This window comes from Lentzea alba (assembly GCF_011067745.1).
Lineage (GTDB): Bacteria > Actinomycetota > Actinomycetes > Mycobacteriales > Pseudonocardiaceae > Lentzea > Lentzea alba.
On sequence record NZ_JAAMPJ010000001.1, the window covers coordinates 446,277 to 468,317 of the forward strand.

Consider the following 22,041-nt stretch of genomic DNA (forward strand, 5'->3'; position numbering starts at 1 on the left):
TCTCTACAACCCGCGCGAACCGCCGAACTCATCGGTCAGCCGGAAATCTCTCCAGGCAACCCGAACAGAGCGAAGTCGGCGTCGAGGAACGACACCACCTCGGCGATGCGGTCGCCGCGCAGTTCGACCACGTCGAGTCCGCCGGGCACGAAGAGCGACTTCGCGTCGTCCCACAGGTAAGTGCCGAACGCGAGCTGGCCGTTCGCCCTGGCCGGCCGGAAGCGCCACGACGTGGTCAACGGCTGGTCGAGCAGGAACGCCCTGATCGCGGCCCGGCCGCGGTACCACTGCGGCAGCGGCGGCATCGAGTACCTGGCGTCCTCGGTCAGCAGCTCCACGATCGCATCGACGTCACCGCGCTCCCACGCGGCCGCGTACCGCTCGGCCATCTCCCGCACAGCAGCCGGTGTCGCCCGTACAGGCTTTTCCGAACCTACGGCGGCACGCGCGCGCTGCAACGCGCTGTTGACCGACGCGACCGTCGTGTCGAGCAGGTCTGCCGTTTCCTGGGCGCTGAACCCGAGGACCTCACGCAGCAGGAGCACGGCCCGTTGCCGGGCGCCGAGGTGCTGGAGGGCCGCGATGAACGCCAGCTCCACGTGCTCACGCGCCAGATAGCCGGCCTCCGGACTCACCGACGCGTCCGGCCAGGGCTGCACCCACGCGACCTCCGTCAACGGCGCGTCCGGGCCGAGATCCACCGGAAGCGCCCGGCGCCCGCGTGCTTCGACCAGGGTGAGACACCGGTTCGTGGCGATCTTGTACAGCCACGGCCGGATCGAGCCGCGGTCCTCGAACCCCGCCAGTCCTCGCCACGCGCGCACCAGCACGTCCTGCACGGCGTCCTCGGCGTCGTGGACCGAGCCGAGCATCCGGTAGCAGTGCGCCCGCAGCTCGGCCACGAAGGGCCTGACCACGTCGTCGAACGCCTCCTGCGCCGTCACACCTCGAACCTGTATCCCATCCCCGGTTCGGTGACCAGGTGCCTCGGCCGCGCGGGCTCCGGTTCCAGCTTCCGCCGCAGCTGCGCCAGGTACACCCGCAGGTAGTGCGTCTCCTTCTCGTACGCGGGGCCCCACACGTCGCGTAGCAGCTGTTTCTGCGCGACGAGCTTTCCGGCGTTGCGCGCGAGAACCTCCAGCAGTCCCCACTCGGTCGGCGTGAGGTGGACCTCGGCGTCGTCCTTGAGCACCCGCTTGGCCGCGAGGTCCACCGTGAACGAGGCGGTCCGCACGATCGGCTCGTCCTCGGGACCCGCGACGGCCGAGCGGCGGACCGCGGCGCGCAGCCTGGCCAGCAGCTCGTCCATGCCGAACGGTTTCGTCACGTAGTCGTCCGCGCCGGCGTCCAGCGCGTCGACCTTGTCGGTCGAGTCGGTGCGGGCGGACAGCACGATGATCGGCAGGGTGGTCCAGCCGCGCAGGCCGGCGATGACGTCGGTGCCGTCCATGTCCGGCAGGCCCAGGTCGAGAACCACGACGTCGGGCTTGCCGTCGGCGGCCAAGCGCAGGGCCGAAGCGCCGTCGTGGGCGGTCAGCACCTCGTAGCCGCGGGCGGAGAGGTTGATCCGCAGCGCGCGCACGATCTGCGGTTCGTCGTCGACCACCAGTACCTTCGTCACGAAGCCCTCTCATCGACCGGAAGTGAGATCACCACGGTGAGACCGCCACCGGGCGTGTCCTCCATGGTGATCGTGCCCTCCATCGCCTCGGTGAAGCCCTTCGCCACGCTCAGACCGAGACCGACGCCACCCGGCGTGCGGTCGCCGAGACGCTGGAACGGGGCGAACACCTGGTCGGCCGTGTCACGGGGCAGGCCGCGGCCGTGGTCGACCACGCGCAACTCCACCTCGTCGCCGTGCGCCGACGCCCGCAGCGCCACCGCACCCGCGTACCGCAGCGCATTGCCGACGACGTTCGCGATCACTCGTTCGAGCAGCCCGACGTCAGCGCGCACCGGCGGCAACGACTCGGGGACGTCGACCTCGACGTCCCCGCCGAGACCGCTCAGCGCCCGCGCCACGGCCTCGTAGTAGCCGACGGCGCGGAACTGCGGCTCGACGGCGCCCGTCGCGAGGCGGGAGGAGTCGAGCAGGTTGTCGATCAGGCCGGTGAGGCGGTCGGTGGACTCCTCGACGGCCTCCAGCAGTTCGGCGGTGTCCTCGACGGACAGCTTCAGCTCCGGGTCGCGCAACGAGCCCACGGACGCCTTGATCGAGGTCAGCGGCGTGCGGAGGTCGTGGCCGACAGCGCTCAACAGCGCCGTCCGCAACTCCGAGCGGGAGGCCTGCCGCTGGACTTCGAGCGCCTGCTCGGCCACGCGTTGCTGTCGCAGGGCGAGCAACGCCTGCCCCGCGGCCGCCTCCAGCACCCGGCGGTCGGACGCGGGCAGCGACCGGCCGCGCAACGCCAGGTGCACTTCAGGGGTCACGGCGATGTCGACGTCCGCATCGTCGGGTTCGCCGCACGGGCTAGCGCCGACGCACGCCACGCGTTCCCACTCGCCGTCAACGCGTTCCAACAGCGCGACGGACGTAAGACCGAAGTTCTCCTTCACCTTCTCCAACAGCCGTGCGAGCGGATACGGGTTCGTCAGCACAGTGCGCGCGTACGACGCGAGGAGCGTGGCCTCGGTGCGTGCGCGCGCTGCCTGCGTGGCACGGCGCGCGGCGTAGTCCACGACCAACGCCGTGGAGACACCCACGACGATCGTCGCGAAGAAGGTGAGCACGTTCTGCTGCGCGTCGATGGTGAACGTGTAGAAGGGCTCGGTGAAGAAGAAGTTCAGCAACAACGCGCTGAAGAGCGCGGCGGTGACTGCCGGGCCCAGTCCGCCGACGATCGCGACGACCAGCGTGACCAGCAGATACGCGATGACGTTGGTCGAGAAGTTCAGACCGCCTCGCATGGACGCGCCGGCCGCCGTCACCAGCGCGGGCCCGGCGATCGCGAGGAGCCAGCCCCACGCGAGCCTGCTCGGCCTGAGCGGGCTGCCCGCGAACCGGGCGCGCCAGCCGCTGGTCGTCGCCGGGTGCGTGACCATGTGGACGTCGATCGCGCCGGACTCCTGCACGACCGTGGAGCCGATACCCGCGGAGAACACGCGCGCGAACCGTGAACGGCGCGATGTGCCGACCACGAGCTGAGTGGCGTTCACGCCGCGAGAGAACTCCAGCAACGCCGTCGGTACGTCGTCGCCCACGACCGTGTGGAATGTCGCGCCGACGTCATCCGCGAGTTTGCGGTACTTCGTCAGTGCGTGCGGGTCAGCTCCTGCGAGTCCGTCGCCCCTCAGCACGTGCACGACGAGAAGGTCGCCGCCCGCGCGCGTGGCGATGCGGCGCGCGCGACGGATGAGCGTCTCGCTCTCCGCGCCACCGGTGATGGCGACGACGACGCGTTCGCGCGTCTCCCACGTATCAGTGATCTGCTGCTCGGCCCGATAACGCAGCAACGCGACGTCGACCTGGTCCGCGACCCACAGCAGCGCGAGCTCGCGCAACGCGTTGAGGTTGCCGACGCGGAAGTAGTTGCCGAGGGCCGCGTCGATCTTGTTCGCGGCGTAGACGTCGCCGTGGGCGAGCCTGCGGCGCAGGGCTTCCGGTGTGAGGTCGACGAGCTGCGTCTGGTTCGCTTTGCGCACGACTTCGTCCGGCACCGTTTCCCGCTGCGGAACACCCGTTATGCGCTGAACCACGTCGTTGAGCGATTCCAGGTGCTGCACGTTGACGGTCGACAGGACGTCGATGCCGGCTTCGAGGAGTTCCTCGACGTCCTGCCATCTTTTTGCATTACGGGAGCCGGGCGCGTTCGTGTGCGCGAGTTCGTCGACGACCGCGACCTTGGGAGCACGGGTCAGCACGGCGTCGACGTCCATCTCGGTGAGTTCGACCCCGCGGTGCGAGGAGTGCCGGCGCCGCACGATTTCCAGGCCCTCGACCAGTTCGGCGGTCTTCGCGCGGCCGTGGGTCTCCACAAATCCGATGACCACGTCCGTGCCGCGTTCCCGCCGCCGGTGGGCCTCGCCGAGCATCGCGAACGTCTTGCCGACGCCTGGAGCTGCGCCGAGGTAGATCCGGAGCTCGCCACGCCTGGGTTTCGGACTCACCGGACCAGTCTGCTCCTGGTCCCGCCTGGGCTGTTCGGGGGTACGCACTGCGCCGCCCGGCGACACTAGTGCTCCTTCCCACATCTTTCGACAGAGATCTGTCTCGTTGAATCATGCTTCAGCACGGCGACCGTTCGAGTGAGCCCCACTGCGCTTTTTACGCTGTTTACCAGCACATTTAAGTGTGTCGGACGCGCGCGGTGACACCCCGCGTCACCACAACGGCCGAATGGGTTATCGGCACTTGGCGGATAGCGCGCGGAGCGTGAATGAGGGAAAGTTCCAGGGTTCGTGTCCGAATTCGGACAATCACATGCGCGCGGAGAAACGATGCCCACCACCGTCACCAACCACGAGGCACTTCAACTCGTGGTGGCCGTGCACCGGCTGGTGCGAAGTCTTCGACAGGCCGCTCCGGCTCGTCGTTTGCAACCCACCCAGTTATTGGTGCTGTCAGAACTGAGCGCCCACGGCCCGATGCGGATCGGCGAGATCGCGGTGCGCGCGCTGTGTTCGCAGCCGACCGCCACAACCGTCGTGACCAGCCTGGAGTCCACCGGCCTGGTACGCCGCGAGCCCGACGCCGCAGACGGTCGAGCAACGATAGTCGTGCTCACCGAAGTCGGTCGCGAGACGATCCTGTCGCTCGCTCACGGCGAAGCCGAACTATTGAGTGAAAGAATGTCCGAACTTTCGCCGGAAGACAGAGAACACCTGCGCTCGGCCATGCCGATATTGCGCCACCTGGCCGAACCACAGGAGAACAAGTAGGAGCGGGACCCCCCGACGGGTCCCGCTCCAGGCATTTACTTGCTGGGTGACACGGAAGTAGGCGACACCGGGCTGGAAGGCGCGGCGTCAGAACTCGACGGCGGTGTGTCCTCCGTTGATGACGGAGCGGACACGTCTGGTGCCACCGTGTAACAGGTGCCGTTTTCGTAGTCGATCTTCGGCCGCGGATACCGGTTAGCAGGAATCATCGGCTGCGGGTCATCACCACTGCAGCCGTAGTACTGACGCGGGGCGTTGATGGGATTGCCATCCTCGTCGTACAACAGCACGTTGGTGAGCAACTTGCCGTTCTCGTCGTACGCGTAGATGTTCTCGTACTGCGGCATGCTCGGCACCTGCTGGTACACCGACCTGTTGTTGTAGGCGAGGTTGTCCGCCGTCGTGTCGATCACCTGGAACAGCAACCCGACTGCCAGCGCCGAGGCCGGCAGGCTGAACCACAGCCACCGCCGGTCGGTCTTGGCGCGCGGCCCGGCGTACACCGACACCACGGCGATCGCGGCGACGAACAGGAACCCGAGGATGTCGCGGCTGGCCAGCAACACGGCGCCGAGCCCGAGCAGGCCCGCCCGCGCCAGCCACCACGCGGGCTGCAGCGACCGCAGGTAGGCCAACGCCCGTTCCGCCGGCGTGCCCGCCTCCGGCGTCAGCCACTCCTTGATCTTGATCGTCTCGGGCAGCGCCATGATCTCGGCCTGCGTAGCCCCGCGGTCGTGCACCAGCGCCAGGCTCAGCACCAGGATCACGCCGGGAAGCAGCAGGATCGCCGGCTCACGCAGAGCCGCGGTCCCCGCGAGCAACGTGACCCCCGTGGCGATCGCCAGCCCCCACGCCGCCGCCCGAGGCCTGCTCAGCAACTTCTTCTTGGTGGTGACCGGCAGCCGTTCGGTCCGCGGCGGATACCCGGCGGCCGACCTCAGCTCCTGCGCGTACTGCTCCGGCGACCCGAGCCGCTGCTCGATGGTCTCGTTCTCCCCGAGCTCGGTGGAGAGCTCCGCGACGTGCGCCTCAACGTCCTCCATGATCTCGGCGACCTCGTTGGGCGGCAGGTCGTCGAGGGCCGCACGCATCCCGGCCAGGTAGTACTCGACGCCGAGCGCTTGCGTGTTCATGCTGCGACCTCCTCGAGCAGGCCGTCCAGCGTGCTGGCGAACGACCTCCACGTCTCCCTCGACTCAGCCAGGCGCACCCGCCCGGTCTCGTTGATGCTGTAGTACTTGCGGTGCGGCCCCTCTTCACTCGGCACCACGTACGAGGTCAGCATCCCCGCGTTGTAGAGCCGCCGCAGCGTCCCGTACACCGACGCGTCGCCCACGTCGTTCAATCCCCCGGCGCGCAGTCTGCGCACCACGTCGTACCCGTACCCGTCGTCCTTGCGCAGAACCGCAAGGACGGCCAGGTCCAGCACCCCTTTGAGCAGCTGACTCGTGTCCATGGCCCCTCCGACCCGCTCGTGCGCCGTGAACAGTACTACGCAGTGCGCAGTACTGTCTAACGCGGGGGTCTGAAATCGGTCATTCGCGGCCGAACCTCTGCGCTTGAACTTCGCGGGTGCGGCTGATCAAGGTGGAGTTCAAGGGCTACAAGCGACTCGCGGACACGGCGGTCAACGTCGACGGCAGGTTGATCGCGTTCGTCGGCCCGAACGAAGCCGGCAAGTCGTCGATCCTCGACGCTCTCCTCTGGCTGCGCAGTACAGACGAACTGCCAACGAGCGCACTCACCAGGGGAAGACGCGCCAACAGCGAACCGGTTGTCCGCGCGACTTTCATGCTCGACGAAGGCGACCACGAGGCTCTCGTGGACCTGCAGCTCCCGACCTTGCCGACCAAAATCGTCCTGATGAAGACGGCTGCTGGGAGTGTGCACCTCACCCTGGACCCACCAGTCGGCTGGGGCACCGACGCGTTCAGGTTGCTGTCCCACACACTCGACATGCTGCTGACCGATCACACGGACGTCCGCGCATGACCCGGAGCTGCAGGAGGTCGCCGCGAAGACGGTGTACCTGGTGGACGGAGACACCCGAGGGGCGGCGCTGAAGAACCAGCTCGTCAAGGCCGGGGTGCGGGAGAGCCACGTGTTCTCGCTTCCCGCGGACCAGGCGATCGAGGACCTGCTGACCGTCGACTCCTACCTCGGGGCCGTGAACGCGCACCTGACCGAGTGCAGCCGCAGCGACCGCATCTCCGAGGCCGACCTCACCGTGGGCAAGACCCGCGGCAAGGCGGTCGGCGAGTGGTGCGCCAAGCGGGCAATCACGCCGCCCGGCAAGACGGTGATCGCGAACAGGCTGGTCAACAACCCGGACCAGATCAGCCTCGAGCCCTCGGCGATGTCGTTCCTGAAGGACCTCCACCTGAAACTGGCGGACGTCCTCAACCTCTGGGGCGAGGCTGGCAACGCGGGCAGGAGTACGAGGAGCGGTTCATGAACGGCTCGCGGATGATCGCCGCACCGCATCGCTTGCACGGCCGGTTCTCCTGGCCGTAGGCGTTCAGCGACCGGTCGAAGTAGCCGGACTGCCCGTTGATGTTGACGTAGAGGGCGTCGAACGAGGTCCCGCCCTGGCCGAGCGCCTCACGCATCACGTCGGTGGCGTGGTCGAGCAGCTCGGCGGCCTTGGCCTTGGTCAACTTGTCCGTCATGCGGGTGCCGTGGAGCCGGGCACGCCAGAGGGCCTCGTCGGCGTAGATGTTGCCGATGCCGGACACGAGGGTCTGGTCGAGCAGGGCTCGTTTGATCTCCGTGTGACGCAGGCGCAACGCGCGCACGGCAGCATCACGGGAGAAGAGAGGATCCATGGGGTCGCGTGCGATGTGCGCGACGGAATCCGGCACGAGGGTGCCGTCGACCTCGACCAGCTCGGCCAGCGCGAGGCCGCCGAAGGTTCGCTGGTCAACGAAACGGAGCTCTGGTCCGCCGTCTTCGAACCGGAAGCGGACGCGCAGATGCTTCTCGTCGGGAGCCGACGAGGGTTGAACGAGCATTTGGCCGCTCATGCCCAGGTGCGCGAGCATGGCGACCTTGTCGGCCAGTTCCACCCAGAGGTACTTGCCACGGCGCTTGGCCGCAACCATCGGTTGCTCGGCCAAGCGCGCGCAGAAGTCCAAGGAGCCCAGGTCGTGCCGGCGGATGGCGCGTGGGTGCAACACCTCTACCGAGGAGATCACCCGGCCGGCGACGTGGGCTTCGAGGCCGAGGCGTACTACCTCGACCTCTGGGAGTTCGGGCACGTCAGGCTTCGGACTTGCCCTCGTCGACGGGCTGCGCTTCGATCACGGCAGCCTGCGGCTTGGTGGGCTTGAGCACCCACACACCCGCGCGGCTCGTGTCCCTGACCAGCACAAGTCCCTGGATGCCCCCGTTGCGGGAGGTGTTCACGGGGCCGCGAGCGGAGCGCGTGCGGCGGTTGGTGCGGTACCTGGTCGCATACATTGCGTTTCTCAGTCTTCCTCGGATGGGAGGGTCCCTGGCGTCACCGAGGCGCCGTTCTGTCCATTTGCGGATCGGACCGACTCCTGCTCGGCCTTGACCCGCTCCGACAGAACATGATAAGCCGCTTCGGCGGCTTTCTGCTCGGCTTCCTTCTTGGTGCGCCCATCACCCTTGCCGTAGGGCTGGCCACCGACGAGCACCGTGGCGGTGAACTCCTTGCGGTGGTCCGGCCCCTGGTCGTCCACGCGGTACTCCGGGACGCCGAGACTGGCTTGGGCGGTGAGCTCCTGCAGGCTTGTCTTCCAGTCCAGTCCAGCACCCAGAAGCGGAGCTTTGGCCAAGAGTGGATCGAACAGCCGGTGAACGAACGTTCGTGCGGTATCGATACCGAACTGCAGGTACACCGCACCGATGACGGCCTCGAGACCGTCGGCGAGGATGCTCGCCTTGTCCCTGCCACCGGTCAGCTCTTCGCCGCGACCGAGCAGCAGATGCGCACCGAGCCCGCCTTCTCCCAGGTCACGCGCGACACCCGCGAGCGCGTGCATGTTGACCACGCTGGCGCGAAGCTTCGCGAGCTGTCCCTCGGGAAGATCGGGATGGGTGCGGTAGAGGTGGTCGGTGACGACCAGCCCCAGCACGGCGTCTCCCAGGAACTCGAGACGCTCGTTCGGCGGCAGGCCGCCGTTCTCGTACGCGTACGACCTGTGGGTCAGCGAAAGCCCGAGCAGCTCGGCGTCCAGTTCGACGCCGAGCGCTTCGGACAAAGTCGCGCGGTCAGCTTGCGGAGCGCGCGGCGGCTTTCCCCCCACTGCGTTGCCGAGGAGATCAGGCCGGCTGAGCGACCTGGCGGCCAGCGTACTGACCACAGGCCGGGCAGGCGACGTGCTGCGGCTTCGGCTGGCGGCAAGCCTTGTTGGAGCACGCCACCAGGTGCACGGCAGACGTCTTCCACTGGGAACGGCGCGCACGGGTGTTCGAACGCGACATTTTCCGCTTCGGGACGGCCACGACTACTTCTCCTCCGAGTTGTCATCGCTGAACCGCTCTTGCAACGCGGCCCAACGAGGGTCAATCGTCTCATGCCCGTGGTCGGGCCCGAGCTCCGCCCACCTGCCACCACACTCGGAGCAAAGCCCCTTGCAGTCCGGCTCGCAGAGCGGTGCCTGCGGCAGCGCGAGAACGATGGCGTCCCGCACCACAGGCTCGAGGTCGATCAGATCGTTGACGATCCGGCTGACCTCGTCTTCATCAGTGGTCTCGTCCGTGGTGCTGTCCGGCCACGCGTAGAGCTCCGTGATCCGGACTTCAACCTCATCGGTGAGCGGCTCGAGACACCTCGAGCACTCTCCTTCGACCTTCGCGGACGCCGTCCCCGACACGAGCAGGCCCTCCACAACCGATTCGATCAGGAGGTCAAGCTCAACTTCCCCGTTCTCGGGCACCGCGATCACGCCGAGCAGTCCCACGCCTTCGCCGGGGACCGACCTCACGAGGGGTCGGCTCAGGCCGGCGCGACGGCCGATGTCCCTGGTGTCGATGACCCAGGGACTGGATGCTGTGGGACGCGTGGACGCGTGACGATGCTCAGTCATGATTTCGGGTTGTTGCCGGCGGGGACCTACCACGTCCAGCCGGTCCAGGGTACGGGACGACGGGCTCACGCGTGAAATCCGCAGGTGATCGCACCTGCAAGACGTAGCGCGAATCACACGTTCAGGCGCCCCGCGACCAAGCTGGTTCGTCAGGAACCGTAGTCGAACGGCGCCGCGGCCCCCGCGACGGCCGGCCCGCGCAGGTGCGAACGGCCCTTGCCGACCGACCTGAGCGTGTGCGCGAGGAGGTCCTCGAAGTCCGCGAGCTTGCCGTCCACGTACGCGTCGCACTCCGAGCGCAGCCGGATCGACTCGCTCTGCGCGGCGTCCAGCAGGCGTGCCGCCTCGGCGTGCGCCGCCCGGACGACCTCCTGCTCGTTGACGAGCCTGGCCTGCTCGGCCCGGCCGTCCTCGGTCGCGCGCTCGTAGTTGGCGCGACCCGCCTGGATCATCCGCTCGGCCTCGGCGTGCGACCGGCCCACCAGGTCGTCGTACTCCTGCCGACCGGCGGCCACAGTCCGTTCCGCCTGGTCCTCCGCCTCGGCGATCATCCGCTCCGCACGGGCCCGCGCGTCGGACAGCATCGCCTCCGCCTCGGCCTGCGCCTCGGCGAGCATGCGGTCGGCGTCCGCCCGCGCCTTCGACACACCGGCTTCCGCGTCGTGCTTGGCTTTGCCGACCAGCTCGTCCTTGTGGTCGAGCACGTCCTGCGCGTCGTCCAGCTCCGCGGGAATGGCATCGCGCACGTCGTCGAGCAGTTCGAGCACATCACCGCGCGGCACGACACAGCCCGAGGTCATCGGTACTCCGCGCGCTTCCTCGACGATCGTGACGAGCTCGTCGAGTGCCTCGAACACCCGGTACACGTCTCACTCCCTAACCCCTGTGGATCCCCACCCACAAGTGTGCCCTGCCGATCTCCCCGAAAGAGGGAGATCGGCAGGGCGTGTCAGGATTTGCCGTGACCATCAGCATCAGGCGGGCCACCGCGGCCGACGTCCACCCGATCGTGGCGATGCTCGCCGACGACCCGCTGGGCGCTCAGCGCGAACAGCCGGGCGACCCGGCCTACCTCAAGGCGTTCGAGGTGATCGACGCCGACCCGCACCAGTACCTGGCTGTCGCGGTGGCCGGCGACGAGGTCGTGGGCACCCTGCAGCTCACCTTCACCTCCGGCCTGTCCCGGATGGGCATGACCCGCGCGACCGTCGAGGCCGTCCGGGTGCGCTCCGACCAGCGCGGCAACGGCCTGGGCGAACTCCTCGTGACCTGGGCGATCGACGAGGCCCGAGCCCGCGGCTGCGGCCTGGTCCAGCTGACGACCGACGCCTCACGGGTGGACGCGCACCGCTTCTACGAGCGACTCGGCTTCACCGCGTCGCACGTGGGCATGAAACTGCCGCTCTAGCGAGTCTCGGCGAGGCGCTGCTGCAACCGCTGCTCGATCGTCGCCGGCAGCAGCGTCGAAACGTCGCCACCGTACGTCGCAACCTCCTTGACCAGCGAAGACGCCAGGTAGGAGTACTGCGGGCTGGCCTGCATGAACAGGGTGTCGACGCCGGTGAGCTGGTGGTTCATCTGGGCCATCTGCAACTCGTAGTCGTAGTCGCTGACCGCCCGCAGGCCCTTCACGATGGCCTTGATGTTGTTCTCACGGCAGTAGTCGACCAACAGGCCGTGCCACGAGTCCACGCGCACGTTGTCCCACTGGGCAGTGACCTCGCGCAGCATCTCCTGACGCTCCTCAACGTCGAACAAGGTGCGCTTGTTCTTGTTGATCAGCACAGCGACGACAACCTCGTCGAACAGGTGCGCGGCTCTCCCGATGATGTCCAGGTGGCCGTTGGTTACCGGGTCGTAGGAGCCGGGGTACACGGCACGCGTCATGAAGCGGACGTTAGCACCCGATCGGACGCCTCCAGGCGTGTCCGTGGTTCTCGTCACCCATCAGAACGCACCTGACCCCAATACACGGCCGTATCGCCGTATCGCTTGGCACGCAACGGTTCCACCACCGCAGGCCAACCTGGTTCGCCACTACGCGAAGCACGCTCCACAATCAGCACCGCATCAACGGCCAACCGATGCGCCAGCCCGTGCAACACCTTCTGCAACTCGTCATCGCTCACCGCGTACGGCGGGTCAGCGAACACGACGTCGAACTTCTCCCCTTCACCCGCGACGTACGCCTCGGCCGTGCGGTGCGCGATCGTGGTGTTGCCGAACCCCAACTCCCTGGCGTTCGCCTTGAGCACCTCAGCGGCCCGCTTGTCCGACTCGACGAACGTCGCGTGCGCCGCTCCCCTGCTCAACGCCTCGAACCCAAGCGCGCCCGACCCGGCGTACAGGTCCAGCACCCGCACACCCTCAAGGTCCATCATCGCCTCGAGCGAACTGAACAACGCCTCGCGCACCCGGTCGGACGTGGGCCGCGTGCCCTTGGGCGGCACCTTGAGCCGCCGCCCGCCCGCAGTCCCGGCAACAATTCGTGTCACCGGCACATCGTCCCAGGTGCATCTCGTGCACATGACCCGCCATCGCAGCCAAGGCCTTCACGGAACTGGCAGCCGCCCAACGCTCCGGAAACCTCAGGCCAGCGCCTGCCACCACCCGTCAACCTCACCCGGAGCATCAACATCAACCCGCTCCCCAGGCCGAGGCACCGCCAGGTTCATCCCCCGAGCCTTGACCTCACGCCAAACCCGGTCGATCGGCTCTCCCCAAGGATGCAACGCCAGGTTGAACGTGGCCCAGTGCACCGGAATCAACAGCCCACCGCCGAGATCGTCAAACGCCCGAACCCCGTCCTCAGGCGTCATGTGGATGTCCCGCCACGCGTCGTTGTACGCACCAACCTGCATCAACACCGCATCAAACGGCCCATGAGCAGCCCCGATCGCGGAGTACCCGGGGAAGTACCCGGTGTCACCGCTGTAGAACACCGACCGCTCCCCACGAGCGATCACCCACGAAGCCCACAACGTCACGTTCCGCTGCACCGAACGACCAGAAAAGTGTTGCGCCGCAGTACAAGTGAGCGTGAACCCGTCCACAGCAAAAGACTCGTCCCAGTCCAGCTCGACGATCCGATCGTCAGGCACGTCCCACCGCCGCAGATGCGCGCCCAACCCCAACGGCACCACGAACACGGCGGACGACGTGCGGACCAACGTGTCCACAGTCGACATGTCGAGGTGGTCGTAGTGATCGTGCGAGATCACCACCGCGCTCAAGGCGGGCAAATCCGACAACTCGTGCGGAACCGGGTGCAGGCGGCGTGGGCCGACGTGCGCGGACGGTGACACGCGGTCGCTCCACACGGGATCCACCAGCACCGCGGCGCCGTCGATCTCGATCAGCGCGGACGCGTGGCCGTACCAGGTGATGTGCAGGCCGGAGGACACCGGCGCGGCCGGGCCCACCAGCGGTACGGCGGAGGACGGCTTGCGGTCCTCACCGCCGAAGAGGAAGTCGCGCGCGGAGAAGGAGTCGCGGTCCGGGACCGTGCGGACTTCCTCGTCGTTGTGGAACTTCCCGTTCCGGTACCGCGGCGAGCGCGCCATCCGAACCGGATCCGGTTTGCCACCGAGCTGCCGGGGCACGTCCCGCAACGCCCACGCCACGCCCGCCAGTCCGAGCAGCCCGGCCAACGCCTTCTTCATGATCGAACCCTCTCCCTGCTCCCGTGCCCGGTGCAACGCAGGAAATGGTCGTCGAGTTCCGCACCGCCCTCACGTGGATGAAGGGCTCCTTCATCCACGTGAGGTGGATGAAGGAGCCCTTCATCGTGAAAACGGGAGGGTTACTCCAGGACGATCAGCAGATCGCCGCCCTCGACCTGCTGGGCCCCGCGCAACGCCAGGCGCTGCACCTTGCCGGCCTTCGGAGCGGTGATCGCGGCCTCCATCTTCATGGCCTCGATCGTCGCGACGGTCTGACCGGCGTCGACCGAGTCGCCCTCGGCCACCGCCGCCGTCACCACGCCCGCGAACGGCGCCGCGACGTGGTTCGGATTGCTCCTGTCGGCCTTCTCCGCGGCCGGGATGTCGGCCGCCACGGACCGGTCGCGGACCTGGATCGGCCGCAGCTGGCCGTTCAGGGTCGCCATGACGGTGCGGATGCCGCGCGCGTCGGCCTCGGAGATCGCCTCCAGGCCGATCAGCAGGCGAACGCCCGGTTCCAGGTCGACCGAGTACTCCTCGCCCGGACGCAGACCGTAGAAGAAGTCCTTGGACCGCAACACCGACGTGTCGCCGTAGGCGTCGCGGTGCGCGCGGAACTCCTTGGTGGGCGCCGGGAACAGCAACCTGTTCAAGGTCGCCCGGCGATCGTCGGCGAGCCCGGCCTCGTCCTCCGGCGACAGCTCCTCGATCGGCTTCGGCGCCGGGCGGCCCTCCAGGGCCTTGCTGCGGAACGGCTCCGGCCAGCCGCCGGGCGGGTCGCCCAGCTCGCCGTGCAGGAAGCCGATCACCGAGGCCGGGATGTCGAACTTGCCGGGGTCCTTCTCGAACTCGGCAGGCGACACGCCCGCGCCCACCAGGTGCAGCGCGAGGTCGCCGACGACCTTGGACGACGGCGTCACCTTCACCAGGTGGCCGAGCATGCGGTCGGCGGCCGCGTACATCGACTCGATCTCCTCGAACTTCTCGCCGAGGCCGAGCGCGACGGCCTGGGTGCGCAGGTTCGAGAGCTGACCACCGGGGATCTCGTGGTGGTAGACGCGGCCGGTCGGGCCGGGGATGCCGGACTCGAACGGCGCGTAGATCTTGCGCACGGCCTCCCAGTACGGCTCCAGGTCGCAGACGTTCTGCAGGTTGAGGCCCGTGCTGTGCTCGGTGTGGTCGGTCAGCGCCACGATCGACGACAGCGGCGGCTGCGACGTCGTGCCGGCCATCGACGCGGCGGCGCCGTCGATCGCGTCCACCCCGGCCTGGATCGACGCGAGGTAGGTCGCGAGCTGGCCACCGGCCGTGTCGTGCGTGTGGAGGTGGACCGGGAGGTCGAACTCCTTGCGCAGCGCCGAGATCAGGCGTGCGGCGGCAGGTGCCCGCAGGAGCCCCGCCATGTCCTTCACCGCCAGCACGTGCGCGCCCGCGCCGACGATCTGCTCGGCCAGCTTGAGGTAGTAGTCCAGTGTGTACAGACGCTCGTCCGGGTTGGACAGGTCGCTGGTGTAGCAGAGCGCCACCTCGGCGATCGCCGTCCCGGTCTCGCGCACGGCCTCGATCGCCGGGCGCATCTGCTCGACGTCGTTCAGCGCGTCGAAGATCCGGAAGATGTCGATGCCGGTGTTCGTCGCCTCCTGCACGAACGCCTTGGTGACCGCCTCCGGGTACGGCGTGTAGCCGACCGTGTTGCGGCCGCGCAGCAGCATCTGCAGGTTGATGTTCGGCACGGCCTCGCGCAGTGCCGCGAGCCGCTCCCACGGGTCCTCCGCGAGGAACCGCAGCGCCACGTCGTAGGTCGCGCCGCCCCAGCACTCCAGGGACAGCAGCTCCGGCGTCATGCGCGCGACGTGCGGCGCGACGGCGAGCAGGTCCTTGGTGCGCACGCGGGTGGCCAGCAGCGACTGGTGCGCGTCGCGGAACGTCGTGTCCGTGACACCGACGGCCTTGCTCTCCCGCATCCACCGCGCGAAGCCCTCGGGACCGAGCTCGACCAGCTTCTGCTTGGACCCGGCGGGCGGTTCGGTGTTGAGGTCGATGACCGGCAGCTTCTCGCGCGGGTCGACCGCGGTCGGGCGGGTGCCGTTGGGGTGGTTGACCGTGACGTCCGCGAGGTAGGTCAGCAGGCGCGTGCCGCGGTCGGCCGAGTGGCGCGCGGTGAGCAGGTGCGGGCGCTTCTCGATGAACGACGTGGTGACGCGGCCCTCGTAGAAGTCCGGGTCGTCCAGCACGGCCTGGATGAACGGGATGTTCGTGGAGACACCGCGGATGCGGAACTCCGCGATCGCGCGGCGCGCACGGGCGACGGCGAGGGAGAAGGTGCGGCCGCGGCACGTGAGCTTCACGAGCATCGAGTCGAAGTGCGCGCTGATGGCCATGCCGGCGCCGGCCGTGCCGCCGTCGAGGCGGATGCCGGAGCCACCGGGCGAGCGGTAGGCGCTGATCGTGCCGGTGTCCGGGCGGAACCCGTTGGCCGGGTCCTCGGTCGTGATGCGGCACTGCAGCGCGGCGCCGCGCAGCTGGACGGTGTCCTGCGACAGGCCCAGGTCGTCGAGCGTCTCGCCGGACGCGATGCGCATCTGCGACTGCACGAGGTCGACGTCGGTCACCTCTTCGGTGACCGTGTGCTCGACCTGGATGCGCGGGTTCATCTCGATGAAGACGTAGTGGCCCTGCGGGTCGAGCAGGAACTCCACGGTGCCGGCGTTGCGGTAGCCGATGTGCCGGGCGAACTTCACCGCGTCGGCGCAGATGCGGTCGCGCAGTTCGGGGGCGAGGTTCGGTGCGGGCGCGATCTCGATGACCTTCTGGTGGCGCCGCTGCACGGAGCAGTCGCGCTCGAAGAGGTGAATCACGTTGCCCTGGCCGTCGGCGAGGATCTGCACCTCGATGTGGCGCGGTTCGACCACGGCCTGCTCGAGGAACACCGTCGGGTCGCCGAACGCCGACTCCGCCTCGCGGGACGCCGCTTCGAGCGCCTCGCGCAACGCGGCCGGGTCGTCGACCTTGCGCATGCCCCGGCCGCCACCGCCGGCGACAGCCTTCACGAACACCGGGAAGCGCATCGTCTCCGACGCTTCGAGCAGCTCGTCGATGTTCGACGACGGCGGGCTCGACTCCAGCACCGGCAGGCCGGCCTCGCGGGCGGCGGCGATGGCGCGCGCCTTGTTGCCGGTCAGCTCCAGCACCTCGGCGACGGGGCCGATGAACGTGAGGCCTGCCTCACGGCACGCCATCGCGAGTTCCGGGTTCTCGGACAGGAAGCCGTATCCCGGGTAGATCGCGTCGGCACCCGCCTTGCGGGCGGCCTTGATGATCTCGTCGACGGAGAGGTACGCCCGAACCGGGTGGCCCGGCTCGCCGATCTCGTACGACTCGTCGGCCTTCAACCGGTGCAGCGAGTTTCGGTCCTCGTGAGGGAAAACGGCGACCGTTCCCGCGCCCAGTTCGTAGGCGGCTCGGAACGCGCGAATCGCGATCTCGCCGCGGTTGGCGACAAGAACCTTGCGGAACATCCGTAACCCTCCCGGTGCAGCTCAGCGGTCAGTTCAGGCACGTTACCGTGCGACTCTTGCCTGTTGGGAGGACTGTCTCACGTGATGGGTGTCATCGTGATCGGTCTTGCTCGTGAGGATTCTCGCGGTTTGAGAGCTAGGTTGATACCCACCACCCGGTCAGACTCCGGCCGGTAGTGGGTTTAACCAGATCGAGTGACGATCTTGGGACCAATCTCGGTAGGGTGAGCCATATGGCCGGGGCTGATGGAGCCGGGCAGCCTACTGCCCGCACACCGCATTTCGACGTTGTCCTTCGTGGTTACAACCAGCGACAGGTGAATGAGCGAGTCACTCGCCTGGAGTTCGACCTCAAGAACTCGAACCGCTCCCGAGACGCGGCCGCCGCGCAGGTGGGGGAGCTGACCAAGCTCCTGAACTCGATGCGCGCCGATCTCGACAAGACCAAGATGCAGCTCCAGAACCTGGCCAACAGTCCCGTGAGCGCGTCGAACGTCACCGAGCGTGTCCGCGTGATGATGAGCCTGGCCGAGGAAGAGATCGCGGACATCCGCAAGGACGCCCTCGACAAGGCCGCCGCCACGCGCGGCGAGGCCGAGAAGTGGGCGGCCGACCAGCGCGAGCAGCACAACCGCCTGCTCGCCGAGACCGAGGCGCGCCGCAAACAGCTGGAGGTCGCCTACCAGCAGCGCAACGCCGAGCTCGACCAGAAGTTCGCCGGCCGCAAGTCCGAGCTGGAAGCCGAGTTCGAGGCGCTGCGCGCGAAGCTGACCGCCGAGCACGAGGCCCTGGTCGCCGAGGTGCGCGCCGACGCCGAGCGCGTCGCCGCCGAGTTCGACAAGAAGTCGGCGGACCTGGACGCCCGCCGCGTCGAGCTCGACGCGAAGTACAAGGCGTACCACGACACGCTGGACAAGGAGTACGACGGCCTCAAGGCGACGCTGGCCGCCGAGCACAAGAAGGTGCTCGCGGACGCGCGCGCCGAGGCCGAGCGGATCGCCGCCGAGTCCGAGGTCGCCCGCGTCGAGGCGCTGGAGAAGCTCGACGAGGCCCTCAAGCTCAAGCAGGCCGAGGCCGAGAAGGCGCTCGCCGAGCTCGAGGCCGAGTCGCTCGCGAAGGCCGAGAAGACGACGTCCGACGCGTCCGCGCAGGCATCCGCCCTGGTCAGCGCGGCGGAGGACAAGGCGGCCGCCACCCTGCGCGAGGCGTCCGCAAAGGCCGAGGCGACCGTCACCGAGGCCTCGCAGAAGGCCACGGCACTGGTGCAGGACGCCGAGGCCAAAACGTCCGCACTGGTCCGCGAGGCCGAGGAGAAGTCAGCGACCGCCGTGGCCCTGGCCGACCAGCGCGCCGCCGCCGCGGCCGAGAAGGAAGCCTCCCTGCGCTCGGCGCACGACAACCTCGCCACCCAGTTCCACGCCGCGCAGGCCGCGGTGGACGCGGCGATGTCGGTGCTGAAGCCGTTGGAGGACGGCTCGGAGAACGGCGTCGAGAACGGTGCGGCGAAGCTCGACGAGGAGAAGACCCAGCAGCTGCCGAAGCCCCGCAAGGACTGATCTCGCCTGGTCAGCCGGGGAACGGCGGCAGGCTGCCGGTCGCCCAGCTCGTCCGGCACCCGCCGTTGGGGGCGAAGTCGCTCGCGAACCCGATGAGCGACGTGCCGTCGAGCGAGGCGACCGCCGTCGGGTGGTAGTTCGGGCAGTAGCTGTCGCGCGCCCCCGGCACCGGCACCGGCGCGGGGACCTCGTACCAGCCGTCGCGGCCGCCGTTCTCCGACACGAAGATCGTCCTGCCGTTGCCGGCGTCGACCTTGCCGTTCTTGGACATCAGCATCTGGCCCATGAGGATCACGCGACCCGCCGGTGTGCCGTTGGGCGCGAGGGTGATCGACGGCGTGTGCGCGAAGTACTTGCCGTCCTTCGTCGTCGGTCTGGTGCCGGACCACGCCGGATCGCCCCAGTTCACCCCGTCCTGGGACGTCCGGTGGTACGCCTCGCAGAAGTACTGGTTCGGCTGCGCGCAGATCTCGTACATCATGTAGTACTGGCCCGTCGGCAGCCTCTTGACCTGCGCCATTCCCGGCCGATAACCCCTGGGCCGCACGGCGACGATCTTCTCCTTCGCCGACCAGTTGACGCCGTCGGAGGACACCGTCCGCCCGATGTACTGGCTGTGCGCGGCGTCCGACTCGTCCGCGAAGTAGCAGTTGAGCCTGCCGTTCGCGTCCACCGACAGATCCGGCTCCCACAGCCCGCCCTGCGGCTTGGCCCGCGCGCACTCCGACAGGTACTCCCACGTCTCGCCGGCGTCCGGACTGCGCCAGATCCGCGCCTTGAGGGTCTCCTCCTTGTACCCCACCGAGCCCACCCACAGCACCGTGCCGGCGGGCATGGCGCCGACCTGGCTCGGCAGCTCGTAGAGGTGCCCGCAGCAGGTCGCGTGGGTGCTCGCGGTGTCGACGAACGCGGCGACCTTCTTGAACTTCTTGGCGGCCCGGTTCGCGCGCAGCACGTCCACGACGTGGTTGCCGTGCAACGCGAGGAGGATCGAACCCCGCTGCGGGCCGTGCTCCAGGCGGATCGCGTGCGGGTAGCGGGACTCCTCCCCGGTCAGCACGACGGGCTCCGCGAGGGCCGGGGCCTGGGTTGCGACGGTGAGGGCGGCGACGAGCGCGGTGATGATCAGGCGGCGCACGCTGGCGAACGTACGACGCCGGCCGGACAGTCCGTCATCTGCCACGCGGACACCTTCAGGTGATGTCCCTACGCCTTCTCCAGGAAGTCCGCCCTCTCCTCCGTCAGCAGCGTCCCCACCATCCCCGCCAGCCCGGGATGCTTCTCCAGGTCCGGATCGGCGTCCACCACCTGCTGAGCGGCCACGCGGGCCTCCGCGATGATGTCCTCGTCGCGCAACAGCGACAGCATCTTCAACGCCGAGCGCCGGCCCGACTGCGCGGCGCCGAGGATGTCGCCCTCGCGGCGCAGTTCGAGGTCGAGCTGGGCCAGTTCGAAACCGTCCAGAGTGGACTCGACGGCGCGCAGGCGTTCCATCGTGGCCGTCATCTCGGGCATCTCGGTGACCAGCAGGCAGAGGCCGGGCGCGCTGCCCCGGCCCACGCGGCCGCGGAGCTGGTGGAGCTGCGAGACGCCGAAGCGGTCGGCGTCCATGATGGCCATGACGGTGGCGTTCGGGACGTTCACGCCGACCTCGATGACAGTGGTGGCGACGAGCACCTGGACCTGGTTGGCCGCGAAGGCGCGCATCACCGCGTCCTTCTCGTCGGGAGGCATGCGGCCGTGCAGGATCTCGATGCGCAGGCCGCGCAACGGGCCCTGCGCCAGCATGGTCGCGACGTCGATCACCGACAGGGCCGGGCGCTTGTCCTCGTCGTCGGACTTCGCGGGCTCCTCGTCGCCGATGCGGGGGCAGACGAAGTAGGCCTGGTGCCCGGCGGCGACTTCCTCACGCACGCGGGCGAACGCGCGGTCCAGCCAGGTCGGCTTCTCGCGCACGGGCACGACCGAGGTCTTGATCGGCGAGCGGCCGCCCGGCAGCTCGCGCAGCGCGGACACCTCCAGGTCGCCGTAGACGGTCATGGCGACCGTGCGCGGGATCGGCGTCGCCGTCATGACGAGCACGTGCGGGTTCTCGACGGCACCACGCGCCGAAAGCGCCGCACGTTGCTCGACGCCGAACCGGTGTTGCTCGTCCACGACGACCAGGCCGAGGGAATGGAACTCCACCTTCTCCTGGATGATCGCGTGCGTGCCGACGACGATGCCCGCCTCGCCGGTCACGATGTCGAGCAACGCCTGGCGCCGCTGGGCCGTGTTCATCGAGCCCGTCAGCAACGTCACGCGCGTGGCGTCCTCCGCGCCGCCGAGCTGACCGGCCTGGGCGAGGTCGCCGAGCATCTCCTGCAGCGAGCGAGCGTGTTGTGCCGCAAGGACTTCCGTGGGGGCGAGCATCGCGGACTGACGGCCCGCGTCGACGGCCTGGAGCATGGCTCGCAACGCGACCATCGTTTTCCCCGACCCGACTTCCCCCTGCAGCAGGCGGTTCATCGGCACGACGGACGAGATGTCGGAGGCGATCTGCTCGCCGACCTCAACCTGCCCGTTGGTCAGCTTGAACGGCAACCGCGCGTCGAACGCGTCCAGGATCCCGCCGGACCGCCGCGCGCAGGACGGCGCCGGCCGGGCCGTGGAAGCCTTGCGGCGCTGGGCCAGCGCGAGCTGCACGGCCAGCGCCTCGTCCCACTTCAGCCGCTGCTGCGCCACGGTGATCTGCGCCCAGCTCTCCGGCCGGTGGATCGACCGCAACGCCTCCTCCAGCCCGGTCAGGCCGTGCTCTTCCCGGAAAGCGAGAGGCAGCGGGTCCTCCGGCACGCCGTCCCAGATCTCCAGCAGCTGATTCACGCAGTTCGCGATGTTCCACGTGTTGATGTGCTGCGAGGCCGGGTAGACGGGCAGGAAGGCCTGCAGGAACGACGACCCGTCCGACTCCGGGGTGAGGATCTCGAACGCCGGGTGCACCAGTTGCAGGTTCTGGCGATAGCGACCCACCTTGCCCGCGAACAGGGCGCGTGTGCCCGGCAGGAGCTCCTGCTCGGCCACGAACGCCACCTTGCCGAAGAACACCAGGTGCAGTTCGGAGGTGCCGTCCGTGATCACCGCCTCGGTCATGTGGCCGCGGCGCGCCTTCATCTGGCGCTTGGTGCACTTGCGGACCTCGGCCTGCACGGTGACGTGCTCGTCGATTTCCAGCGACCTGATGTCGGTCAGCTTCCCGCGCTCGTCGTAGCGGCGCGGGTAGTGGCGCAGCAGGTCACCGACCGTCGTGAGGCCGAGGCCGGTCTCCAGTGCGTCGGCGGTCTTCTTGCCGAGCAGCGGCTGCAGCTTGTCGTCGAAGGAGATCATCGTTCCCCAT

Annotated in this window: 22 protein-coding genes; 5 read left to right on the plus strand and 17 right to left on the minus strand. The window is 68.5% G+C overall.

Annotation, left to right across the window (positions count from 1 at the left end; all coding sequences use genetic code 11):
* Nucleotides 1-35: 35 nt before the first annotated feature.
* The 3 genes from G7043_RS47980 to G7043_RS02145 are packed head-to-tail and all read right to left on the minus strand — an operon-like array spanning nucleotide 36 to nucleotide 4,107.
* Nucleotides 36-944 (minus strand): sigma-70 family RNA polymerase sigma factor, encoded by a 909-nt coding sequence (locus G7043_RS47980; RefSeq protein ID WP_313887665.1) that lies wholly within the window; start codon nucleotides 942-944, stop codon nucleotides 36-38.
* The gene (locus G7043_RS47985; protein ID WP_313887666.1) at nucleotides 941-1,621 is read right to left on the minus strand and encodes a response regulator; all 681 of its coding nucleotides are present in this window, start codon (nucleotides 1,619-1,621) and stop codon (nucleotides 941-943) included. Before G7043_RS47985 ends, G7043_RS47980 begins: the two co-directional genes overlap by 4 nt.
* The gene (locus G7043_RS02145; RefSeq protein ID WP_390826968.1) at nucleotides 1,618-4,107 is read right to left on the minus strand and encodes a DUF4118 domain-containing protein; all 2,490 of its coding nucleotides are present in this window, start codon (nucleotides 4,105-4,107) and stop codon (nucleotides 1,618-1,620) included. Before G7043_RS02145 ends, G7043_RS47985 begins: the two co-directional genes overlap by 4 nt.
* Before the next feature lie 330 nt (nucleotides 4,108-4,437).
* Between G7043_RS02145 and G7043_RS02150 the strand changes: the two genes are divergently transcribed.
* Nucleotides 4,438-4,878, plus strand: a complete 441-nt coding sequence (locus G7043_RS02150) for a MarR family winged helix-turn-helix transcriptional regulator (protein WP_086660752.1) — start codon at nucleotides 4,438-4,440, stop codon at nucleotides 4,876-4,878.
* 35 nt (nucleotides 4,879-4,913) lie between these two features.
* On the opposite strand, the gene G7043_RS02155 is transcribed toward G7043_RS02150, so the two are convergent.
* Complete coding sequence (locus G7043_RS02155) at nucleotides 4,914-6,011, minus strand: DUF1700 domain-containing protein (protein WP_166043297.1); 1,098 nt, start codon at nucleotides 6,009-6,011, stop codon at nucleotides 4,914-4,916.
* A complete protein-coding gene (locus G7043_RS02160; RefSeq protein ID WP_086660750.1) occupies nucleotides 6,008-6,334 on the minus strand; it encodes a PadR family transcriptional regulator in 327 nt (108 codons plus the stop codon). Before G7043_RS02160 ends, G7043_RS02155 begins: the two co-directional genes overlap by 4 nt.
* Before the next feature lie 116 nt (nucleotides 6,335-6,450).
* Between G7043_RS02160 and G7043_RS02165 the strand changes: the two genes are divergently transcribed.
* Nucleotides 6,451-6,870 carry an AAA family ATPase gene (locus G7043_RS02165; RefSeq protein WP_166043299.1) on the plus strand — a complete coding sequence of 140 codons (420 nt, stop codon included), beginning with the start codon at nucleotides 6,451-6,453 and terminating at the stop codon, nucleotides 6,868-6,870.
* Between the two features lie 40 nt (nucleotides 6,871-6,910).
* Nucleotides 6,911-7,333, plus strand: a complete 423-nt coding sequence (locus tag G7043_RS02170) for a hypothetical protein (protein WP_166043301.1) — start codon at nucleotides 6,911-6,913, stop codon at nucleotides 7,331-7,333.
* On the opposite strand, the gene mutM is transcribed toward G7043_RS02170, so the two are convergent.
* The 6 genes from mutM to G7043_RS02200 form a co-directional block, all read right to left on the minus strand.
* Nucleotides 7,278-8,135, minus strand: coding sequence for a bifunctional DNA-formamidopyrimidine glycosylase/DNA-(apurinic or apyrimidinic site) lyase (gene mutM, locus G7043_RS02175; protein WP_166043303.1), 858 nt, complete (start codon nucleotides 8,133-8,135; stop codon nucleotides 7,278-7,280). The two genes, G7043_RS02170 and mutM, sit on opposite strands and share 56 nt — an antisense overlap.
* A 1-nt stretch (nucleotide 8,136) precedes the next feature.
* Nucleotides 8,137-8,337, minus strand: a complete 201-nt coding sequence (locus G7043_RS02180) for a hypothetical protein (RefSeq protein WP_045310608.1) — start codon at nucleotides 8,335-8,337, stop codon at nucleotides 8,137-8,139.
* A gap of 8 nt (nucleotides 8,338-8,345) precedes the next feature.
* Entirely contained in the window at nucleotides 8,346-9,149 is an 804-nt protein-coding gene (gene rnc, locus G7043_RS02185; RefSeq protein ID WP_166043305.1) for a ribonuclease III, read from the minus strand.
* 16 nt (nucleotides 9,150-9,165) lie between these two features.
* The gene (gene rpmF, locus G7043_RS02190; protein ID WP_030467958.1) at nucleotides 9,166-9,348 is read right to left on the minus strand and encodes a 50S ribosomal protein L32; all 183 of its coding nucleotides are present in this window, start codon (nucleotides 9,346-9,348) and stop codon (nucleotides 9,166-9,168) included.
* Nucleotides 9,349-9,350: 2 nt separating this feature from the next.
* Nucleotides 9,351-9,932: a YceD family protein gene (locus tag G7043_RS02195; protein WP_166044891.1), complete on the minus strand. Its 582-nt coding sequence runs from the start codon at nucleotides 9,930-9,932 to the stop codon at nucleotides 9,351-9,353.
* Nucleotides 9,933-10,081: 149 nt separating this feature from the next.
* Nucleotides 10,082-10,798, minus strand: coding sequence for a DivIVA domain-containing protein (locus G7043_RS02200; RefSeq protein ID WP_166043307.1), 717 nt, complete (start codon nucleotides 10,796-10,798; stop codon nucleotides 10,082-10,084).
* Nucleotides 10,799-10,899: 101 nt separating this feature from the next.
* Between G7043_RS02200 and G7043_RS02205 the strand changes: the two genes are divergently transcribed.
* Complete coding sequence (locus tag G7043_RS02205; protein ID WP_390827103.1) at nucleotides 10,900-11,340, plus strand: GNAT family N-acetyltransferase; 441 nt, start codon at nucleotides 10,900-10,902, stop codon at nucleotides 11,338-11,340.
* Here the strand turns inward: G7043_RS02205 and coaD are convergent.
* The 4 genes from coaD to G7043_RS02225 form a co-directional block, all read right to left on the minus strand.
* Nucleotides 11,337-11,819, minus strand: coding sequence for a pantetheine-phosphate adenylyltransferase (gene coaD / locus G7043_RS02210; protein WP_166043311.1), 483 nt, complete (start codon nucleotides 11,817-11,819; stop codon nucleotides 11,337-11,339). The genes G7043_RS02205 and coaD overlap by 4 nt on opposite strands.
* A 53-nt stretch (nucleotides 11,820-11,872) precedes the next feature.
* The gene (rsmD, locus tag G7043_RS02215) at nucleotides 11,873-12,427 is read right to left on the minus strand and encodes a 16S rRNA (guanine(966)-N(2))-methyltransferase RsmD (RefSeq protein ID WP_166043320.1); all 555 of its coding nucleotides are present in this window, start codon (nucleotides 12,425-12,427) and stop codon (nucleotides 11,873-11,875) included.
* Nucleotides 12,428-12,520: 93 nt separating this feature from the next.
* A complete protein-coding gene (locus G7043_RS02220; RefSeq protein ID WP_166043322.1) occupies nucleotides 12,521-13,594 on the minus strand; it encodes an MBL fold metallo-hydrolase in 1,074 nt (357 codons plus the stop codon).
* Between the two features lie 140 nt (nucleotides 13,595-13,734).
* A complete protein-coding gene (locus G7043_RS02225; protein WP_166043323.1) occupies nucleotides 13,735-17,112 on the minus strand; it encodes a pyruvate carboxylase in 3,378 nt (1,125 codons plus the stop codon).
* A 317-nt stretch (nucleotides 17,113-17,429) separates the two neighbouring features.
* Here G7043_RS02225 and G7043_RS02230 point away from each other — a divergent pair, with 317 nt between their 5' ends.
* Nucleotides 17,430-18,668: a hypothetical protein gene (locus G7043_RS02230; protein ID WP_166043325.1), complete on the plus strand. Its 1,239-nt coding sequence runs from the start codon at nucleotides 17,430-17,432 to the stop codon at nucleotides 18,666-18,668.
* A gap of 10 nt (nucleotides 18,669-18,678) precedes the next feature.
* On the opposite strand, the gene G7043_RS02235 is transcribed toward G7043_RS02230, so the two are convergent.
* Both G7043_RS02235 and recG read right to left on the minus strand, forming a co-directional pair.
* On the minus strand, nucleotides 18,679-19,851 hold the full coding sequence (locus tag G7043_RS02235; protein ID WP_166043327.1) for an exo-alpha-sialidase: 1,173 nt from the start codon (nucleotides 19,849-19,851) through the stop codon (nucleotides 18,679-18,681).
* Nucleotides 19,852-19,874: 23 nt separating this feature from the next.
* Nucleotides 19,875-22,031, minus strand: a complete 2,157-nt coding sequence (gene recG / locus G7043_RS02240) for an ATP-dependent DNA helicase RecG (RefSeq protein ID WP_166043328.1) — start codon at nucleotides 22,029-22,031, stop codon at nucleotides 19,875-19,877.
* Between the last annotated feature and the right edge of the window lie 10 nt (nucleotides 22,032-22,041).